Source organism: Alteromonas sp. 009811495, assembly GCF_028865455.1.
Classification (GTDB): domain Bacteria; phylum Pseudomonadota; class Gammaproteobacteria; order Enterobacterales; family Alteromonadaceae; genus Alteromonas.
This window is the reverse complement of record NZ_CP113972.1, coordinates 451,418-470,458: the sequence shown is the minus strand read 5'-3', so window position 1 is coordinate 470,458 and position 19,041 is coordinate 451,418. Positions and strand designations below refer to the sequence as shown.

Sequence of the window (19,041 nt, the reverse complement as noted above, 5' to 3'; positions counted from 1 at the left end):
AAAAGCAAAAAAGGGCGTAAACGCCCTTTTTTGTTATTACATACGGATTTGCGCTTAAGGACGAAGTGCTCTATCACCACGGGCTAAACCACATACACCAGTTCGAGAAGACTCAATAATTTCAGCGCATTGCCCCATAGTGGTTGCAAAAGCGTCGAGCTTATCCGTGGTGCCTGTAATTTCAATGGTGTAGTTGTTTGCATTCACATCAACAATGCGCGCGCGAAAAATATCAGCGTTGCGTTTCACTTCAGCGCGTACCGCCTCTGTACGCGTCGCTACTTTAATAAGCATTAGCTCGCGCTCAATGTGAGCACCTTCAGTTAAATCTACCACCTTGAGCACATCAATAAGCTTGTTTACTTGCTTCGTAATCTGCTCAATAACTTTATCATCACCATGTGTAATGATGGTAAGACGCGACAAACTCGCATCATCCGTTGGCGCCACACAAAGCGAGTCGACGTTGTAACCGCGCTGTGAAAATACACCTACAATTCGTGAAAGTGCGCCAGGGGCGTTTTCCATTAATACTGAAATAATACGTTTCATCAGGTTCGCTCCGTCTTGCTCAAGCGCATGTCATCCATTGCGCCATACTTAATTTGCATTGGATATACGTGTTCGTTTTGGTCTACTGCAATGTCCATGAACACTAGGCGATCTGTGTAACTGAAACATTTCTCCATAGCCGCATCTAACTCGTCGAGTTTATCGACTTTAATACCTATATGACCATAAGCCTCTGCCAACTTCACAAAATCAGGCATTGAATCCATATAAGAATGTGAGTGACGGCCCTTGTAAATCATATCTTGCCATTGACGCACCATGCCCAAAGCACGGTTGTTCAACGAAATAATCTTTATGGGTAGGTTGTACTGCAAACAGGTAGACAGTTCTTGAATATTCATTTGAATACTGCCGTCGCCTGTTACGACCACTGACGTTGAATTAGGGTGCGCAAACTGAACGCCCATTGCAGCGGGCAAACCAAAGCCCATCGTGCCTAGACCACCTGAGTTAATCCACTGGCGAGGCTTGTCATACTTATAATAAAGGGCAGCAAACATTTGGTGCTGACCTACATCAGAACTTACGTACGCTTTACCATCGGTGTGCTTGTACAAAGCTTCGATAACGCGCTGTGGCTTAATCACCTCTTCGCCTTGTGCATAGTTAAGGCACTGGCGAGTGCGCCATGTTTCAATCTGCTGCCACCAGTCGGCTAATTTGTCTTTCTGACCAGACAAGTCTTTCTTGTTTACTTGACCGAGAATTTGATCAAGTACTTTATCTACCGAACCCACCACGGGAATGTGCGCGTTTACGGTTTTCGAAATAGACGCTGGGTCTATATCAACGTGAATAATGTCTGCATGAGGACAAAACTTATCGACATTGTTCGTCACACGATCGTCAAATCGCGCGCCCAATGCAATAATGCAGTCTGAATTGTGCATGGTTTTATTGGCTTCAAGCGTACCGTGCATACCCAACATGCCAATAAACTGTTTATGCGTGCCTGGCATTGCTCCTAGCCCCATAAGGGTACAGGTTACGGGAGCATTTAACTTCTCAGCCAATTCAATCACTTTTTCAGAAGCGTCGCATGCCACCGCACCGCCACCTACGTAAAGTACTGGACGCTCCGCTTTGAGCAGTGACTCAACCGCTTTTTTGATTTGCTTAGGGTGGCCCTTTTCGGTTGGGTTGTATGAACGCATAGTCACGTCGCTTGGGAAGACATATGGATGCTCCTCAGCCACGTTTACAATGTCTTTTGGTAAATCAACAACAACTGGGCCCGGACGACCGGTATTTGCAATGTAATATGCCTTGGCAATTGCTTCAGGAATATCCACTGCACGCTTTACTAAGAAACTGTGTTTTACGATAGGACGCGAACACCCCACCATGTCAGTTTCTTGGAATGCATCTTCACCGATGTGCATTGACGGCACTTGTCCCGATAGAATAACCATCGGAATAGAGTCCATGTACGCAGTAGCAATACCGGTAATGGTATTGGTCGCGCCTGGACCTGATGTGACGAGCACTGTGCCGGTTTTGCCAGTTGAACGTGCATAACCATCCGCCATATGGGCGGCTGCCTGTTCATGACGCACGAGGACATGTTTGACATCTTCTTGTGCGAACAACGCATCATAAATGTCTAGTACGGCACCACCTGGGTAACCGAACAAGTGTGTCACTCCTACATCTTTTAGCGCTTCTACCACCATGGCTGCGCCCGACATCATTTTCACAGTGCTTTCTCCTGTAATGGGTTGGGGTTTGTCAGCGTACGTTGACGATGCCCCGACTATAACTAAGGTAATAGGAAGATAAAACACTAAATTACGCAAAAGTGAGATATATATCCCAATATTCGCAATAATTAGGATAAATATTTCGACTTAAGTGTAAATTTGACAAATATTAGGATAATTATTTACACCAAGTTAACAATAGGGAGAAGATGTACTTGGTGTAAGGATGGTTAATCGTCAAGATCGATATCTAGGTCACTGTTATCGCTTATATCGTCGTCATCGTCAACATCTTCTGCTGCCGCTCGTTTTGAACCATAAATACTGGCTGTTTTAGGGCGATTGATACGCGCTTGATACTTAAGCCATGCTTTTTCTTGGGGCGTTGCTGGCTCGCGATGACCAAGGGCTGACTCCAAGTACTGTTGCTCCTCATCAGTCTCTGGCGTTATTTTTCCGTCAACGAGTGCGGCAAATAAACTGCCATGGGTTTGCAACATCTTTGCTTCGTTTATCGAAAAGTCTCCAGAGCGTGCAAACCCGTAAGGATAATTCTTTTTGTCTGCAAAGGGCTTTCTTGTAACTTGTTCTTTGGTGATCACTGACATCTTAACCTCTTCCACAACGAATATGTAATGTAATGAAATAGACTTCTGATCTAGCGCCTTAATCGCTTCACTCGTTATTCTTAGTTGTGTTTTGAAAAACTGTCAAACAGAAAAGCCACCATCGTAAAAACTTAATAAAACCGACGTATTTGTCCTCAATAAAAAGGCCGCTAAAGCGGCCTTCTTTTTTCATTTTTGATTACTTACGCTTTTCGCTCACCCATACGGTTATGGTGCCTTCAACTACCACAGTACCCGATGCATTATATGCTTTAACTGAAATAGGGAGATCACCTGGCTTCCATGCATCATCCGGTACTTCAGCGACGCAACGAATATCAGAATCAGCTTTAGCGGGATACTTCACTTCCATTCCTTTTGGGATCCAACGTAGATGCTTAGGAATTGACGCCTCACACATAAACCCCATCGCCATCTCTAGACCGTTACATATCGCTATAACATGAACAGTACCAATATGATTTTCTACTGCTCTACGTTTTTTAATGTGTACTTCACAAAAGTTGGGCTTTATATCGGTAATGATTGGCGATACGGTTCCAAAATACGGCGCACGGCGCGCGGAATACCAACTAAACAGCTTTTTGCCAAAAGGCAGCTTAATAAATTTGTTGTAGGTATTGAGTACATAGTTTTTTGACATAGTTATCACGCTGACTTAATAAAAGTCTCAAAAAGGTTAGCGAGTGCACTGTGACTTGCAGCGCAGCCAATCTGGTTAGACCAGTTGATTACTACATTAACATAATTGTTACGTTTATACAGCGTAATTAGGTGCTACTTGATGCCCAGTACTGTTTGTAATGATGCCGTATGTTCTTGGTAATGTTTCCACCGGCCAATAGAACGGGTATTAATGGGCTCCCTTACTTGTACTTTACTGGCGGTAGAAACGGGCAGATTGTTATTTTCTACCTCGAGACACTGTTCTTCCCAAGGCAGGTTGCAGAAGTCTAACAACGCTTTCACCTCTTCCTGGGGGTTATGCGCTAGGTCTTCGTAAGTCTGCAAGCGAATGCTGTCTGGATATCGCAGCGCAAAAGTTGAAACCCAGTGCTTAAACTCAAGATAGAGTTGTCCGATTACATCTAAATCATACGCATAGGCGTAATACGGGCTGTTTATAGAAAACAGTTGTCTGAAATTCCCCACGCAAGTATCCATTGGGTTTCGCATTAAACAGATGATCTTCGCATTGGGCAATGCACGTCGAATAAGGTCAATATAAAAGAAATTAAAGGGCAACTTGTCTACCAAGTGCTCACTGCCTTGCCTTAAAAATTGTGTTCGCTCGATATAGGTTTTGCCGATCGCACCTAAGTCGCTCTCATAAGCACTTACAATAGTTGGAGTATCGAGTACGCGTTGACTGTTCGTCCCAGTAACCTGCTTTACTGCGACACCAAAATCTTGTAACTCGCCACCAGAAGCCACTTTGGAATGGTGACTTAAGATTCGTTCGACCAATGTGGTGCCACTTCTTGGCATACCCACTACGAAAATAGGAGCGTCGCTACTTTCATTGCTAGAGGCAGTGGTTGTATCAAGGTGTTGATGCAACTGGGCAAATATAGACCTGTAATCTTTTAATGCGCTTAAACTTCGTTGACGGTGTGGCACTTTAGCATGGGCAAGTGCCTTATAGGCGTTATCATAGTCTTTGATTGCTTCAAACTCTTTTGCCAGCGCGTGGCCAATATGAAGTCTCCCTTCAGCGTTATCTTTAACCTTTTCGGCAAGACCATTCAATCGCGCTAAATGGTTACTTTCTTTATTTACCCCACCTAAATCAGAGAGTGCAAAATGCGCTTGGTAAAAATCTGGCGCGAGCGTAATCGCACGCTCAAAGTGTTTTCTTGCAACATTAAAATGGCCCGCAAATTTCGCGCTTACTGCAAAGTTATAATTGAACTGCGCGTTATCAGGTGCCAACTCAAGGGCTTTTTCGAAATAATTGGCGGCTTTGTCGTGTAAACCCACACGAGATAGCGACACACCTACAGTGTCTAAATCAAGGGCTCGAGATAACGCATCAACAGGGGCGTTCTCGACACATTGTAGCGCTTGACGCATATCACCTTTTAACGCATAGCACTTCGCTAGATAGGCGTAGGTTATTGCTCGTTTCTCTATGCTGTTTGATTTATTAAATAGCGCTATGGCTTTTTCAACTTGCCCGATTTCCACATGAATGATACCTAACAAAAAGTAAGCATGAGCATGTGGACCACTTTGCTGTATAACGTCGACACAGCACTGATGGGCACGCTGATAATCACGTTGAGAAAGATATTTGGCGGCGTCGTCAAGACGGGGATGCGTTGAGTTCATAGCGTTAAATTTTTGCTTTTATAGTAAAAAGGCACTTATACCAGAAGCATAAGCGCCTTTATTATGCGTATAGCTTGTTTAGCTCACTATACTACAGACCGAATTGATACTTAAACATCAAGCCTATAGTACGCGGGGTCAACACATAGTGGCCGTAATTACGCTGAAGCTCAATACCGTTCGGTTGAAGCGTTTCGCTAAATTGGCCTAAACCTATATCGCCTACGTTACGGCGAGTTGAAGTAAACGCATACTTGTCGAATAGGTTGTCGATGTACAAGGTTACCGACCACTCTTCATCTGAAATAGTGGCGTTTAGGTTACTTACTGCATAACCCGGTAATGCTTCGCCATCTTGACGCAGACCTACCGTGGTATACACGTCGCTCTGAGCAGTAATACCGTAGTTAACATTCAACATTTTATCGTCGAACACTTCTTGGCTATAGGTTACACCGAAAGAGAACTGGTGTTCAGCTGTACCCGGTAAGCGATCGCCATCTTTACCGTCGTAGTAATCTTGAAGTGCAGTGCCCTGCTCATCAAAAACACCAAACAAGTAAGGTGCATCGGCCGTTAGTTCAGCTTTGGTATAAGCATAGGTAGCATACGTCGTAATATTGTCACCGATAATAGCGCGCATCGAGAACTCGGCGCCTTTAGACTCCGCACCTTCTGCGTTTACAGTAATTGGCTGCTGGCCATTAATGGTAGCACCCGACACTTGTGGGTCTTGCCAGTCTACGAAAAACAACGCAGTGTTAAGTTGTAATTTGTTTCTAAAGAAACTGGTTTTTACACCTAACTCGTAGTTTTTGGTTGTATCCGCTTCGTACAATTGCTCTTCTTCAAGGGCACATACAATTTGGTTATTTAATTCATCGACATTATCTGGGCAAGCTGCAACACCGTTGGCACCACCAATTCTGAAACCTTCACTTACTGTTAGGTAACCCATGGTACTGTTAGTGAATTGATAGCTAGTGTTGAATTTGAAGAGCGTGCCACTGTCGTTTGCTTCTGTCTCACCATAGTCAAGTACGATAGAGTCAGAGGCTCTGCCTTCAAAGACTGAATTGTACAGTGGTAAATCTACTGCTGAGCGCGAGTACACGTCGTATTCATAAGCACGCAAACCTAGCGTAACATCCCAATCATCGGTAATTTCATACGACACTTCACCGAATAAGGCTTTCTCTGTAACTTCAGATTCATCGACAGAAAAATATTCGAGCGCATCAGGACGATAGTTTCCATCAACTCCCCACACTTCAATGGCATACTTATCAAAGTTTGGCGTAAATTCCTTACTGAAGCCTTCACTCTCTAGATCATAGTAGAAGCCTCCCACAATCCACGACAGTGGACCTGCGGTTTGAGAAACTAAACGTAGCTCTTGAGTAAATACTTCGCGCTCTGATACTTCTTCTGTATAGGCTGAAAAAGCTGGAAATTCTTCGTAGCTATAATCTAAACGAATAAGTAGGTCGGTTTGATCGCGCTGACCGTTGGCTTCGAAGTTTGACAGACCGGTTGCTGATACTAACTCAGCAAAACCTAGATCGGCTTTCATCTCTAAGCTTAGCAACTCATCTTCTTTGTCGCGTGGCTCTTCATAACGATAAGCAGACTCATACTTACCGATTACTTCGCTTAACGGGTTCTCTGACGACAACGCGTCATAGTGCGTAATTGAACGGCCTTCAACTTCTTGTTTTTGATAGAAATAAGTTAAAGTACCATCGAACCAGTCATTCGGTGCCCAGCGAAGAGCAATACGCCCCGTAAGCGTGTCTTCACCATTTGCATCTTCAACACGTTTCAAATTGTTGTTAACAGCGTCTTCATCAGACCAGTCTGGGTCAGGCAATGATACGCCCGCTTCTCTCACTACATAGTTGTAGTCCAAGAAACCGGGGTTACTAAAGTAATTCACCGACGCACGAACACCTAACTCGCCTTCAATAATAGGCGCGTTAAAGACAATGCTGCTCTCGCCGCCAGCTTCGTCACTTTCTCCTACGCTAAATAGGTCGCCAGTCACTTCACCTGACATAAATTCTAGGTCAACATTTTTGGGAATATAACGAATTGCGCCACCAAGTGTACCGGCACCATAAAGCGTGCCCTGAGGACCAATAAGTACTTCGACGCGATCTACGTCAATAAGGCGCATGTTCAAAAACAGTGGGATATCGCCAAAATACGTTGCAACGGTTCCACCATTTGAACCTGGACCAGAAGAGTTAGTGTTAAGGCCTCTAACAATAATTGGCGAGTCGTTACGTCCACCTTGGTCTGTAACCGTAAGACCAGGTACCCAACGCGCAACGGCGTCTAGATCTTCGATGTTTTGTTGATCGAGTACGTCAGAGGTTAATGCTGAAATATTGATAGGCACTTCTTGTAGTGTGCCGCTTCGACGCGTTGCAGTAACTTCAACAGTTTCAATTTGCTTTTCGTCTATTTCAACAGTTTGTGCATACACGTTCGGGCCAGCGCAAGCCGCAAGCACGGCACCAGCGATAGCAGAAAAATGAAAAGGAGCACTTTTCTTATACATTTTTTCTCTCTCTATATTGATGATACTCATGAACCACCAATTACCATTCCATTGGAGAAACAGAATCCTTCTGTAAATTGCGTTTCAAGCGTTGTGAGGTTGATGTCCGGCCCAGCGAGACGCTGATGTTATTATTATTTAATCAACATACCACAAGTATGCTCAGCAGAAAGCATGCCGGAAATTGCCGCGCATTCTAATACAAATGCATATAAAAACCACCCAAAACAGGGTAATTATTCAATATTAGTGAAATTATTCCCAATTTAGGTGCATTAAGGAAGAATATCCGCACTATTGCACCATGATAAAGCACCACGATAGCGCGCAACAAAAAAGGCCTAGAGAAAAGAGTAGTTCAGATATAGAAATAACGCACCAAAAAAGCGCATTGCAAAATGAATAAATAGTCGCATTTTATTCATTTTGGTGAATAGCCACAGAAGCAGAAGATCACCACTTGCACAAGCGCATGAAGAGGTCACACAAATTCAGCTATATTGGTTTATTTTTATGAAATGCTCGAAAATTTGGAGCGGGAAACGAGATTTGCAATTGGCCGACACTCGGTCGCGGGCCCATCGAGGAGTCGCATAGATACAACTGTGTCAGCTTGATACTGAAACGGTGTTTGAAAATTTGGAGCGGGAAACGAGATTCGAACTCGCGACCCCGACCTTGGCAAGGTCGTGCTCTACCAACTGAGCTATTCCCGCATAGAGTCGATGCTTTGCATCTTTTTGACTACTTACATGAGTAAGTGAATTTGGAGCGGGAAACGAGATTCGAACTCGCGACCCCGACCTTGGCAAGGTCGTGCTCTACCAACTGAGCTATTCCCGCAACAAAAGAGGTACTTCGTTTGAAGTGGTGCGCATTTTACAAAAATTTTTGACTAACGCAACCTTTAATTCCACTTTTTTTGCACCTCGATGTTTGAATGCTTAAATCGTAAACACTTTCTCACGATAATAGCGCATTTCTTCAATGGACTCGCGAATATCATCAAGCGCCAAATGCACGCCTTTCTTTTTAAATCCATCTAGAATTTCTGGTTTCCAGCGCTTTGTGAGTTCTTTAATTGTACTTACGTCGATGCTGCGGTAATGAAAGTATTCCTCAAGCTCTGGCATGTATTTCACCATAAAGCGTCGGTCTTGCCCTATTGTATTACCACAAAGTGGTGATTTACCGGCATCAACCCATTGCTCCAAAAATGCGATGGTCTGTTGAGCGGCCTGCGCCTCATTAACGGTGCTTGCTCTACAGCGGTCAGTTAACCCACTTTCTCCGTGTACTCGTGTGCACCATTCATCCATATTGTCTAATACACTGTCTGGTTGATGCACTGCAATTACAGGGCCTTCGGCTAAAATATTCAGTTGTGCATCAGTCACTATGGTGGCTATTTCCATCACTACACAAGTTTCTGGATCAAGCCCGGTCATTTCCATGTCAATCCACACTAGATTGCTATCGTGTTTACTCATTGTGTTCCTCTTTGCGCTACAGACATGGCAACCATGCCCTACAAACGGTATTATTGACATAGTATACGTGAACTAGAAAAGAATCGTGGCGAAAAAACCAAAACTTACACAACGACAAAAACGCCAAGTGGCGGCAAATAGAAGCAAGCGCTTGCGTGAGAAACACGCATCGAAAGGTGCGGTAAACCTTGACGAAAGCGCATTTGAAAGTGGCACGGTTACAGGCCGCTTTGGTAAACATGCTGACGTTGAAGACGCCCAAGGCGTTATATCTCGCTGCCATATTCGTCGTACCGTTGACTCTGTGGTATGTGGTGACAAGGTTCTTTTTAGTAAAGGCGATGATGCGGAGTCTGGCGTAAGTGGCGTTATCGAAATTGTAAAAGACAGACATTCTGTGCTGACTCGCCCAGACTACTACGACGGCATTAAGCCTATTGCTGCCAATATTGACCGCATTATTGTTGTAAGCGCCATACTGCCCTCTCTGTCTTTAAATATTATCGACCGTTACCTAGTAGCTTGTGAAGATATTGGCATAACCCCACTTATTGTTTTAAACAAAGTGGAGCTTTTAAGTGACGATGAACGGGACACCGTTAAGGGCCAACTAAAAACGTATAAAGCGTTAGGCTATGAAGTACTCTTCACTAGCTGTAAAACGGGCGAAGGCATTGATGCGTTAAACGATTATCTTAACGACAACATCAGTGTTTTTGTTGGTCAATCGGGCGTAGGAAAATCTAGTTTAATTAACCAAGTACTACCTGACGCTGATGAATTAACCGGGGAAATTTCTGATAACTCGGGGCTAGGCCAACACACCACAACAGCTGCCAAACTATTGCACTTACCGGCGGGCGGCGATTTAATCGACTCACCAGGGGTGCGCGAATTTGGCCTGTGGCATATTCCTACCGAACGCATTACTTGGGGTTTTAAAGAGTTTAGGGATTATCTTGGCGGCTGTAAGTTCAGAGACTGTAAGCACCTTAACGACCCTGGCTGTTTGCTAAGAGAAGCTGTTGAAGAAGGTAAAATCAGCGCCGAGCGCTTTGAAAGCTACCATAGAATTCTTACAACAATGGAAGAACAACGCCCTAGCCATAGCCAACCACCTGGCGCGTAGCGCGTTCTTTGCTAAACATACGCTGCTTATAGCTAATTTGTCATATCCATAATGTTAAAGTTGCCCGAAGCTTCTTCAGTTGAGGTACAATTGCACGGGTAAAAGAAATGGAGATATTTTGTGTTAGATTGGCTTAAAGTTAATTTACAGTACGTCACCCCGAAGCACTTGCTGTCGCGTCTTGTTGGCAAGCTTGCTGAAGCTGAAATGGGCAGCGTTACCACCTTTTTTATTAAGACGTTTATTAAACAGTACAACGTCGATATGACCGAAGCGCTGTACGAAGACCCTACGCATTACCGCAGCTTTAATGCATTTTTTACGCGCCCTTTAAAACCAGATGCGCGTAGTATTGATGACAATGACAATGTGCTTATCCATGCTGTAGATGGCACGGTAAGCCAGTTTGGTGACATTAACAGCGACAGTATTTTTCAGGCAAAAGGTCATGATTTCAGCCTGACTACTTTATTAGGCGGCAAACCTGAAATTGCAGCGCCGTTTAAAAACGGTAAGTTCGCAACCATCTACCTTGCCCCACGCGATTACCACCGTATTCACATGCCTGTTGAAGGCACGCTAACCGATATGATTTATGTGCCAGGCGAACTGTTTTCAGTAAATCCACTGACGGCGCAAAACATCCCAGGCCTTTTCGCACGTAACGAACGTGTGGTTGCACTTTTTGATACACCGGTGGGTAAAATGGCCATGGTACTTGTGGGTGCCACCATCGTTGCAAGCATTGAAACCGTCTGGTCTGGAACGGTTACGCCACCAGCAGGTAAAAACGTGCAGCATTGGTCTTACGAAAAAGACAGTGAAGCGGCCGTTAAGCTTGAGAAGGGCGCGGAACTTGGACGTTTCAAACTTGGCTCAACCATTGTTGTGTGCTTTGAAAAAGACATGATTGAGTTTGAAGACATGGCGCCTGGCATGGTGACGAGACTGGGTGTCCCAATGGCAAATATGCGCAATGGTTCTGATGATACTGAGGCAGGCGCTCTGTCAAAAGAAGACTCGGCAGAGAACGCTAACAGCTAATTTATGGATGCTGTTAAAAAAAGCCTTATATCGCTTCACTTAACGGTGATTTTACTTGGTGGCACTGCGCTTTTCTCAAAGCTTGTGCCATTAAGTGCTAGCGACATCACGCTTGTGCGCTCTGTATTTGCTTGCATTGCGTTGTTTGCTTTTCTTAAGCTTGCCAGAAATAAAATTACGCTTAATTCAAAAAAAGACTACACCGTAGCAGTGGGATTAGGCGTATTAATGGCGCTTCATTGGGTCACCTACTTTGCCGCCATGCAATATGCAGGGGTATCTGTGGGTATGATAGCGCTATTTACCTTTCCTGTTATTACAGTGCTGATTGAGCCGTTTTTTGAGCGCGTTCGCCTTGTTTGGCAAGACATAGTCTCAACACTAACGGTTATTTTCGGTGTGTATTTAATTGTGCCGGAAACGTCTTTGGAAAATGACATTACCCTTGGGGTGCTTATCGGTATAGCATCTGCCGTGTTGTACTCATTTCGAAATCTCATACATCGCAAGCATTTTAAACACTACAGCGGCGCGCAAGCGATGGCGTGGCAAACCCTTGTGATCGCACTTATTTTGCTTCCCTTTGGCAGCGAAAGTATTACTAACGCTTCCACCGATGCTTGGTTATTGCTGTTACTTTTAGGTACCGTTTTTACTGCACTACCCCATGCATTAATTGCGGCGAGCCTTCGTCATTTGCGCGCAAAAACCTTTTCGCTTATAGCCTGCATGCAACCTTTGTATGGCGTGTTTTTAGCTATTCTGTTACTTGATGAAACTCCCACAATCAGTGCGTTAGTGGGCGGTGTGTTAATTACTTCAGCGTCGGTATATGAAACGCTTAACACGCACAAACTCCATAATAATGCCTCAGACTAAGGCGGCAGACTATGCGTATTTATGCTCATCGCGGTGCCAGTAAACAAGCACCCGAAAACTCGCTAAAAGCGTTTAAACTTGCCTTTGAGCAAGCCGCGGATGGTATAGAGTTTGACGTTTATCAGCACGATAGCGGGATTATCGTATTTCACGATAGAACGCTTATGCGCAGGGCAAACGTTAAAGGCTACCTACTTGAGACCCCCTTCAGCGAATTGTCTACTTTAGATATTGGTGAGGGAGAGCGCATACCTACTCTTATTGACACCCTTAACACGGTGCCACCAACAAAGTGGTGCAACATCGAAATAAAGCACTTAGTTGATGTAAAACGCTGGGTTGAAGATGTAAAAAAAGCGGTGAATGCCAGCCACGTCAATGTGAGTAACCTACTGGTATCGTCATTTAATCATCACTGGCTAAAAGCAATCAAAGCGCTGTGGCCCGAGGTTAAAATTGGCGCGCTGTCGGCAAGTTATGAACTAGATTGCACTGCCAGTGCTCGCGCGCTAAATGCCTACTCGGTCAATATTGCGTTAGATGCCGTTGATAAGTCGTTTGTTGAAACTGTTCTTAATGCAGGGTTTAACGTGTACGTTTATACCGTTGATGAACCTAAGGACATGCTCATGTTAGCAAAATGGGGAGTAACAGGTATTTTTACAAATGTGCCTGATATAGCCAGACAAATATTAAAAGCCAACGGCGAGAGCCGAGAATCTAACGAAGAGTAATCAGCGCATTACCCCGTTGATTGGGACATTGTCTACTTAAACTCTGTTGAGAGGTGTTCCGTAAAAACGGTGTTTTTACAGCATTTACATTGACGGCAAAGGCGCATATTCACCCAATGTCCAGCCACAATCAGCATTGCACCAATGGCAATGGTGAAGGGTTCATACTCATGGCCAAAAATATCTTTAAACCAATAGATTGCGCCGCCACTAAATAGCAGCCCTAGCGGATAAAATTTACCGTGATAACGCAATGCACCGCTTAACAACGCAACTGCACCGACAAGAATTGAAAACGTTAAAATGGTACGTTCGAACCACACTTGCGCAAAAAAGCTGGAACCGATAAGTGGAAGTAACGGTATTAGCACAGGTAATGCAAGACAATGCAACGCACACAAGCTCGACACCCAGATGCCAAGTTTGTCTAGTTTTGTTGGATTCTCTTCAATTGGATTCATTAACTCGTATACCGAATATTGCGCCAGAGACGTTATAATATAACAAACTCAGCAAAATGAAAAATAATCGTACATTAAATTTTGATCTGAGCGAGAAGAAAATAGACTAAACGGTTAGCGTTAATAAGCTCAGTCTCACACCACATCCATGATATAACCCGTAATTACAAGCACTAAGCTCACTCATTAGGTGCAGACGCCGATAAATCCGGTAACCCAGTTGCGGCTAATGCCTGTGATGGTGCGAAGTAATCGGCAACAGAAATGAGGTTGAAACCTTCACTTTCAAGTGCAGGTAAATGTTTTTGCAGAAATGCAATAGTTTGTGGATGGGGGTGACCAATCACCACCACTTGCCCTTTTTTCTTGGCAATCCGCTTCATGCGATTGAATTGCCGTAGTAGAAATTCGTCACTGAGTTCGTGATCAAGAAATACTTGGCGACTGACGCTTGGTACACCAAGACGTGAAGCGACTTGCTCGCCTTTGGTTAACACCGTCGTGCGACTATCGACAAAAAAGAGACCTTGTCGCTTTATCTCTTTCATCAATGTTTCCATTGCCTCTTCTTGGCCGGTAAATGCGCTGCCCATATGATTGTTTACGCCAATGGCGTTAGGCACACTTTTTATTGCTCGGCGCAAAGTATGTGTTATCGCACCAGCATACATGTCAGTCGATAGACCTAGCGGCCCCATATTGAGATCCTTTTGCGACTGCATGGGCATGTGTAACATAACCGCGCGTCCTTCTTGCTCTGCGCGTTTGGCGATATCACTGGCCAGTGGAGTTTGAGGCAATATCGAAAAAGTAATTTCTTTAGGAAGAGAGAAAGCAGCGACGTCGGACGGCCTGTAACCAAGGTCGTCTAATATAATGATGATGTCAGACTTTGCCATTGCTGCGTGGCAAAGTAGCCCGCTTAGCACACACAGCAGACTTGTTATTATAAGACGCAAACGCATCTACAATTATCCATTTATTTATCGTTATTTTTATATCAAACAGTTGGCCGAACACCTTCGCTGATACGCCCCTAATGACACGTATAGCCACCACTTCTGTTTGTACTTAACAACTTGCCTTAGCGCATGGCAATGTTATTTGTTAAGTTACCTTACTAGAGAATACCAATTACTCGGCCAGATTCAACTTATTGAGAATAATAATCAGGTATCAAATGTGCCCCACAGGCAATAAGCGTTATGTTTGCATATAGGGCTGGCGGCGCAGTGCGCGCTAATTAAACCAAGTGCGTGGATTTAATGCTTTACCTTTGTGACGAATCTCAAAATAAAGATTGGGGTATTCTTGCCCACCGCTTCGCCCGACCAGCGCAATACGCTCGCCGCTTCGCACTTCGTCACCCGCTTGTTTGAGAAGTGCTTGGTTGTGGCCATATACGCTCATATAACCATCGCCGTGATCGATAATTGAAACTAAACCAAAACCGCGCAACCAGTCGGCATAAAGTACCTTTCCCGGTGCAATACTATTAACCGGGTCGCCTTCAGCACCATCGATAATGATGCCTTTCCAACGCACTTGGCCTTGGCGACGGTTACCGAACAAATTGCGGATACGACCATCAACCGGCGCTTTCAATTTTCCTTTGAGCTTCGCTAAGCCATCTAAGGAAATCTTCGCTTCTCGCGCGGCGCGCTCAGCGGCAAGTCTTGCGGCTTCTATGGCATCTTTCAGCGCTTTTTCGTCGGCTTGTAACGATGCTATCTTTTGATTTTCGCTGGCGATAGTTTGATTAATTTTCTTTAGCGTTGTCTTTCTGTCGTCTTGACGCGTAATCAATACGGCACGCTGGTTTTCCTGATCTTTTTGTAAATTTACTAATGCTAATGCTTTTTCTTCGAGCGCTTCATTCACCTCTTCAAGGCGTGCAACATTTCCTCGAAAACTTTCAATCTCTTTCTGGCGCGCTTTTGCTACGTACTGATAGTAAGTAATAACACGCTCAAAGGTTCGCGCATCATCTTGGTAGAATAACATTTTGGCATAGTCGTAGTGCCCTGCCATGAACGCGCTCTTTAACTGGCTAGAAAGCAGAGACTGCTGCTTTCGAATGGCCGTTTTTAGCTCGCTTTGTTCCGCTTGCAACTGTGACTGTTCTTGTTCAACATCGTTTAAGGACTGCTTGGTAAGCGCAAGCGCTTTAGCCACTTTAGCAATCTCTAACTCTGAGGCTTTTAGTACATCTTCAAGCTCTTGCGCACTGGCCTTGTTGTTTTCCAGAACTTGTTGTCTTGCGCGGAGTTCAGCTTGAAGCTCGGCCAATTTTTCTCGCTGCGCCGACGGGTCCTCGTCTTGCGCGACAACACTACCACTTACTAGCATCAGCGCAATAACACCTAGCGCCGTTAAAAGTGGAAGCTTTATTCGAAAAAACGTCATTAGCCTTAATGATCCCTAGCGTAAACCGCTATTATCTGAAATTTGCAATTACTAGAGTCAGTGTATCTGAGGGTAAGACAGTTGCCCAGTGCAATTTGGTTGTAATATCAATCATCTAAGCTTATTCACTGCAAGTGTGCTCAATGTAAGCCAGAGTAGACTGGTTTCTCGCCCATTTTTCTATATACTTTGCTCTCTTTTCATGGTCTGTAGACAGGGTTAGAGGTAATGGATCAACTAATTGAATTTGCTGGCAACAATATTGTGCTTGCTGGTATTTGGGTTGCACTGATTGCCATGCTGATATTTAGCTATATCAGTGCTTGGACATCATCGGTTAAAGAGTTAAGTACTCACGAAGCAACACTTCTTATGAACAAAGACGACGCCATTGTGTTAGATACGCGTCCAGCAAAAGAGTTTAAGGCCGGACACATACTCGGTGCTAGGCAGCTAAAACCAGAAGAAGTGCGTGAGAAAAATTTCAAGAAACTTGAAAACAGTAAAGATAAACCCATTATCGTAGTATGCGCTATGGGTAATCAGGCTCGTGGTACAGCAAATGCGATGCTAAAAGAGGGCTTCGCGAATGTGAATGTATTGAAAGGCGGTATGAACGCATGGCAAAGCGCCAGCCTTCCCGTTTCTAAATAACAGGTAACCTTTATGAGCAAAGTAGAACTATACACCAAAGGGCATTGCCCTTATTGCCATCGCGCAAAAGCGTTATTAACGCAAAAAGGTGTAGAATTTATTGAATACCCCATTGATGTTAAACCAGAACTTCGTGACGAAATGATTGAGCGCGCGAACGGCGGTTGGACAGTGCCACAAATTTTCATCGACGATCAGCACGTTGGTGGCTGTGATGACATGATGGCCCTTGAAGCGCAAAGTAAACTTGACCCAATGTTGGGTCTTGCGTAAAGCGTCAGCGCATACAGCAACGCACTACATTAAATTAAAACGACAATTAAATAGGAAATACCATGGCTGACGAGAATCAGACAAATAACGGCGAAGCAGCTGCAGCACAACCTCAACAAGGCCCGCAGTTCAATATTCAACGCATCTACACAAAAGACATTTCTTTTGAATCGCCAAATGCACCGGCTATTTTCACTAAAGAGTGGAAGCCAGAAATTAAACTTGATATCGACACTAGCACCAATAAGCTAGAAGAGAACGTGTTTGAAGTGGTGCTTTCTGTAACAGTAACGGCGTCACTAGGTGAAGAAACCGCGTTCCTATGTGAAGTTCAGCAAGCTGGTATTTTCGCTATTGGTGAAATGCCAGATCAAGCGAAAGCACACACGCTAGGCTCTTTCTGCCCGAACATGCTGTTCCCTTACGCTCGTGAAACTATTTCAAATCTGGTTAACCGTGGTACTTTCCCTCCACTTAACCTAGCGCCAGTAAACTTCGACGCAATCTTCGCAGCTTACATGCAAAAACGCGCTCAGCAAGCACAGGGCGAAGCGCCAAAAATGGACGCCTAATTAGGTGAACATGAAACACGTGAACATGAAGTCGAATTCGGTTTCAGTATTGGGGGCGGGATCTTACGGTACCGCCCTTGCTTTTTGTTTAGCGCGAAACGGTAACCCCACTCTTTTATGGGGGCGGGACGAAAAGCACATTGCTGAAATGGCTGAACGTCGCGAAAATTCGCGATACTTGCCAGGTGCAACCTTTCCTGAAGCACTTTCTGTTAATGCCAATTTAGAAGATGTGGTGTCAGCCAGCCAAGACATCTTGGTGGTCGTGCCCAGCCATGCGTTTAGCGCCATGTTGCACAGCTTAAAGCCACTTTTACAACCACATCAACGCATCATCTGGGCGACAAAAGGTCTTGAGCCTAAAACCGGTCGTTTACTGCGCGATGTGGCAGAAGAAATACTTGGCACACACTATCCTCTTGCAGTGTTATCTGGGCCCACTTTTGCTAAAGAAATGGTGGCTGGATTACCCACGGCAATATCGTTGTCCTCCACTGACGACACATTAAGTGATGAGTTTGCCGCAAAGTTGCATTGTGCAAAGTCATTTAGAGTGTATAAAAACTCAGACTTTACAGGCGTTCAACTAGGCGGGGCGGTTAAAAACGTTATTGCTATAGGTGCGGGCCTTGCTGATGGCCTAGGATTCGGCGCGAACGCTAGAACTGCGTTAATCACTCGCGGATTGGCAGAGTTAACGCGTCTTGGTGTAAAGCTTGGAGCCAACCCTGAAACGTTTATGGGTATGGCCGGACTGGGCGATTTAGTGCTCACCTGTACCGACAACCAGTCGCGAAATCGACGTTTTGGTTTGGCGCTAGGCCAAGGTAAAAGTGTTGAGGTTGCCATTGAAGAAATTGGCCAAGTGGTAGAAGGATATCGCAACACCGAAGAGGTTCATGTGTTATCTGAAAAGGTTGGCGTTGAAATGCCTATTTGCGAGCAAATTTATGCGGTGCTTTATCATGGCAAATCACCTAAAGAGGCAGCATTAGCCTTGCTCGGACGAGACTTGAAACAAGAAGCGTGATTCACAATTTAAAAAAGGCTGCATTTGCAGCCTTTTTTATGAGTAACTGTATTAGCAACGATAGCAGCTAGATTGCCAACTAAAATGGAAACTAGAGCAACTAGCGTGCCCCTTCGTAACCAAATTGGCGCCAACTTTCATACACAAACACTGACACCGCGTTAGATAAGTTCATACTGCGACTATCTGGCAGCATTGGAATACGTACACGCTGCTCTGGCGGTAAGGCTTCGATAACCTCATTGGGTAAACCACGGGTTTCTGGTCCGAATAATAACGCATCACCTTTTTTGTATTGCACGTCACTGTGAAAAGCTTTGCCCTTGGTTGTGCAGGCAAATACTCTGTTAGGCTTAGCATCTTCAAGGTATGCATCTAAATCAGCATGTCGTTTAACATGCGCAAACTCATGATAATCAAGGCCAGCGCGACGAACGCGCTTATCATCCCAATCAAAACCAAGTGGTTCAATTAGGTGCAGAGTAAAACCGCTATTGGCACACAAACGAATGATATTTCCGGTATTAGGTGGAATTTCTGGCTGATAAAGGACGATATCTAACATGCTTAATG

The 19,041-nt window shown here is 44.6% G+C and carries 19 protein-coding genes and 2 tRNA genes; 8 read left to right on the top strand and 13 right to left on the bottom strand.

What is annotated here, in order from left to right; genetic code table 11:
• Positions 1–54: 54 nt before the first annotated feature.
• From ilvN to orn, 9 genes are all read right to left on the bottom strand, one after another.
• Complete coding sequence (gene ilvN, locus OZ660_RS02065; protein ID WP_202263342.1) at positions 55–552, bottom strand: acetolactate synthase small subunit; 498 nt, start codon at positions 550–552, stop codon at positions 55–57.
• On the bottom strand, positions 552–2,270 hold the full coding sequence (locus OZ660_RS02060; RefSeq protein WP_274742384.1) for an acetolactate synthase 3 large subunit: 1,719 nt from the start codon (positions 2,268–2,270) through the stop codon (positions 552–554). Before OZ660_RS02060 ends, ilvN begins: the two co-directional genes overlap by 1 nt.
• Positions 2,271–2,503: 233 nt before the next feature.
• Positions 2,504–2,881, bottom strand: coding sequence for a DUF413 domain-containing protein (gene maoP / locus OZ660_RS02055; protein ID WP_201283986.1), 378 nt, complete (start codon positions 2,879–2,881; stop codon positions 2,504–2,506).
• A 199-nt stretch (positions 2,882–3,080) separates the two neighbouring features.
• Positions 3,081–3,545: a hotdog fold domain-containing protein gene (locus OZ660_RS02050; protein WP_159627307.1), complete on the bottom strand. Its 465-nt coding sequence runs from the start codon at positions 3,543–3,545 to the stop codon at positions 3,081–3,083.
• A gap of 134 nt (positions 3,546–3,679) precedes the next feature.
• Positions 3,680–5,233: a tetratricopeptide repeat-containing sulfotransferase family protein gene (locus OZ660_RS02045; protein WP_274742383.1), complete on the bottom strand. Its 1,554-nt coding sequence runs from the start codon at positions 5,231–5,233 to the stop codon at positions 3,680–3,682.
• Positions 5,234–5,324: 91 nt separating this feature from the next.
• Positions 5,325–7,796 (bottom strand): TonB-dependent receptor, encoded by a 2,472-nt coding sequence (locus OZ660_RS02040; protein WP_159627309.1) that lies wholly within the window; start codon positions 7,794–7,796, stop codon positions 5,325–5,327.
• A gap of 640 nt (positions 7,797–8,436) precedes the next feature.
• Positions 8,437–8,512: transfer RNA gene (locus OZ660_RS02035), tRNA-Gly, on the bottom strand.
• A 51-nt stretch (positions 8,513–8,563) separates the two neighbouring features.
• A tRNA-Gly gene (locus OZ660_RS02030) sits at positions 8,564–8,639 on the bottom strand.
• A gap of 101 nt (positions 8,640–8,740) precedes the next feature.
• Positions 8,741–9,286 (bottom strand): oligoribonuclease, encoded by a 546-nt coding sequence (gene orn / locus OZ660_RS02025; RefSeq protein WP_159627310.1) that lies wholly within the window; start codon positions 9,284–9,286, stop codon positions 8,741–8,743.
• A gap of 85 nt (positions 9,287–9,371) precedes the next feature.
• Between orn and rsgA the strand changes: the two genes are divergently transcribed.
• The 4 genes from rsgA to OZ660_RS02005 all read left to right on the top strand — a co-directional run bounded on the left by rsgA (position 9,372) and on the right by OZ660_RS02005 (position 13,072).
• A complete protein-coding gene (gene rsgA, locus OZ660_RS02020; RefSeq protein ID WP_274742382.1) occupies positions 9,372–10,415 on the top strand; it encodes a small ribosomal subunit biogenesis GTPase RsgA in 1,044 nt (347 codons plus the stop codon).
• Positions 10,416–10,535: 120 nt separating this feature from the next.
• A complete protein-coding gene (gene asd, locus OZ660_RS02015; RefSeq protein WP_274742381.1) occupies positions 10,536–11,459 on the top strand; it encodes an archaetidylserine decarboxylase in 924 nt (307 codons plus the stop codon).
• A 3-nt stretch (positions 11,460–11,462) separates the two neighbouring features.
• Positions 11,463–12,338, top strand: coding sequence for a DMT family transporter (locus OZ660_RS02010; RefSeq protein WP_274742380.1), 876 nt, complete (start codon positions 11,463–11,465; stop codon positions 12,336–12,338).
• A gap of 11 nt (positions 12,339–12,349) precedes the next feature.
• Entirely contained in the window at positions 12,350–13,072 is a 723-nt protein-coding gene (locus tag OZ660_RS02005) for a glycerophosphodiester phosphodiesterase (RefSeq protein WP_274742379.1), read from the top strand.
• Positions 13,073–13,104: 32 nt separating this feature from the next.
• On the opposite strand, the gene OZ660_RS02000 is transcribed toward OZ660_RS02005, so the two are convergent.
• The 3 genes from OZ660_RS02000 to OZ660_RS01990 form a co-directional block, all read right to left on the bottom strand.
• Entirely contained in the window at positions 13,105–13,533 is a 429-nt protein-coding gene (locus tag OZ660_RS02000; protein WP_159627314.1) for a MerC domain-containing protein, read from the bottom strand.
• 179 nt (positions 13,534–13,712) lie between these two features.
• Positions 13,713–14,498, bottom strand: coding sequence for a divergent polysaccharide deacetylase family protein (locus tag OZ660_RS01995; protein ID WP_226433341.1), 786 nt, complete (start codon positions 14,496–14,498; stop codon positions 13,713–13,715).
• A gap of 274 nt (positions 14,499–14,772) precedes the next feature.
• Positions 14,773–15,882 carry a murein hydrolase activator EnvC family protein gene (locus tag OZ660_RS01990; RefSeq protein ID WP_446698960.1) on the bottom strand — a complete coding sequence of 370 codons (1,110 nt, stop codon included), beginning with the start codon at positions 15,880–15,882 and terminating at the stop codon, positions 14,773–14,775.
• A gap of 285 nt (positions 15,883–16,167) precedes the next feature.
• Between OZ660_RS01990 and OZ660_RS01985 the strand changes: the two genes are divergently transcribed.
• From OZ660_RS01985 to gpsA, 4 genes are all read left to right on the top strand, one after another.
• Positions 16,168–16,593 carry a rhodanese-like domain-containing protein gene (locus tag OZ660_RS01985; RefSeq protein ID WP_159627317.1) on the top strand — a complete coding sequence of 142 codons (426 nt, stop codon included), beginning with the start codon at positions 16,168–16,170 and terminating at the stop codon, positions 16,591–16,593.
• Positions 16,594–16,605: 12 nt separating this feature from the next.
• On the top strand, positions 16,606–16,866 hold the full coding sequence (gene grxC / locus OZ660_RS01980; protein WP_202263336.1) for a glutaredoxin 3: 261 nt from the start codon (positions 16,606–16,608) through the stop codon (positions 16,864–16,866).
• A gap of 62 nt (positions 16,867–16,928) precedes the next feature.
• A complete protein-coding gene (gene secB, locus OZ660_RS01975) occupies positions 16,929–17,438 on the top strand; it encodes a protein-export chaperone SecB (protein WP_159627319.1) in 510 nt (169 codons plus the stop codon).
• 10 nt (positions 17,439–17,448) lie between these two features.
• Positions 17,449–18,468, top strand: a complete 1,020-nt coding sequence (gpsA, locus tag OZ660_RS01970; protein WP_274742377.1) for an NAD(P)H-dependent glycerol-3-phosphate dehydrogenase — start codon at positions 17,449–17,451, stop codon at positions 18,466–18,468.
• Positions 18,469–18,568: 100 nt separating this feature from the next.
• Here the strand turns inward: gpsA and trmL are convergent, their stop codons facing one another.
• Positions 18,569–19,033 (bottom strand): tRNA (uridine(34)/cytosine(34)/5-carboxymethylaminomethyluridine(34)-2'-O)-methyltransferase TrmL, encoded by a 465-nt coding sequence (gene trmL, locus OZ660_RS01965; RefSeq protein WP_202263334.1) that lies wholly within the window; start codon positions 19,031–19,033, stop codon positions 18,569–18,571.
• Between the last annotated feature and the right edge of the window lie 8 nt (positions 19,034–19,041).

Bases quoted from the DNA above. Each gene is read 5' to 3' on its own strand.
- orn (WP_159627310.1), bottom strand. From the start codon at position 9,286: ATGAGTAAACACGATAGCAATCTAGTGTGGATTGACATGGAAATGACC.
- OZ660_RS02000 (WP_159627314.1), bottom strand. From the start codon at position 13,533: ATGAATCCAATTGAAGAGAATCCAACAAAACTAGACAAACTTGGCATC.
- OZ660_RS01995 (WP_226433341.1), bottom strand. From the start codon at position 14,498: ATGCGTTTGCGTCTTATAATAACAAGTCTGCTGTGTGTGCTAAGCGGG.
- grxC (WP_202263336.1), top strand. From the start codon at position 16,606: ATGAGCAAAGTAGAACTATACACCAAAGGGCATTGCCCTTATTGCCAT.
- OZ660_RS02005 (WP_274742379.1), top strand. From the start codon at position 12,350: ATGCGTATTTATGCTCATCGCGGTGCCAGTAAACAAGCACCCGAAAAC.
- trmL (WP_202263334.1), bottom strand. From the start codon at position 19,033: ATGTTAGATATCGTCCTTTATCAGCCAGAAATTCCACCTAATACCGGA.
- OZ660_RS01990 (WP_446698960.1), bottom strand. From the start codon at position 15,882: ATGCTAGTAAGTGGTAGTGTTGTCGCGCAAGACGAGGACCCGTCGGCG.
- OZ660_RS01985 (WP_159627317.1), top strand. From the start codon at position 16,168: ATGGATCAACTAATTGAATTTGCTGGCAACAATATTGTGCTTGCTGGT.
- ilvN (WP_202263342.1), bottom strand. From the start codon at position 552: ATGAAACGTATTATTTCAGTATTAATGGAAAACGCCCCTGGCGCACTT.
- OZ660_RS02010 (WP_274742380.1), top strand. From the start codon at position 11,463: ATGGATGCTGTTAAAAAAAGCCTTATATCGCTTCACTTAACGGTGATT.
- OZ660_RS02045 (WP_274742383.1), bottom strand. From the start codon at position 5,233: ATGAACTCAACGCATCCCCGTCTTGACGACGCCGCCAAATATCTTTCT.
- maoP (WP_201283986.1), bottom strand. From the start codon at position 2,881: ATGTCAGTGATCACCAAAGAACAAGTTACAAGAAAGCCCTTTGCAGAC.
- secB (WP_159627319.1), top strand. From the start codon at position 16,929: ATGGCTGACGAGAATCAGACAAATAACGGCGAAGCAGCTGCAGCACAA.
- gpsA (WP_274742377.1), top strand. From the start codon at position 17,449: ATGAAACACGTGAACATGAAGTCGAATTCGGTTTCAGTATTGGGGGCG.
- OZ660_RS02050 (WP_159627307.1), bottom strand. From the start codon at position 3,545: ATGTCAAAAAACTATGTACTCAATACCTACAACAAATTTATTAAGCTG.
- OZ660_RS02040 (WP_159627309.1), bottom strand. From the start codon at position 7,796: ATGTATAAGAAAAGTGCTCCTTTTCATTTTTCTGCTATCGCTGGTGCC.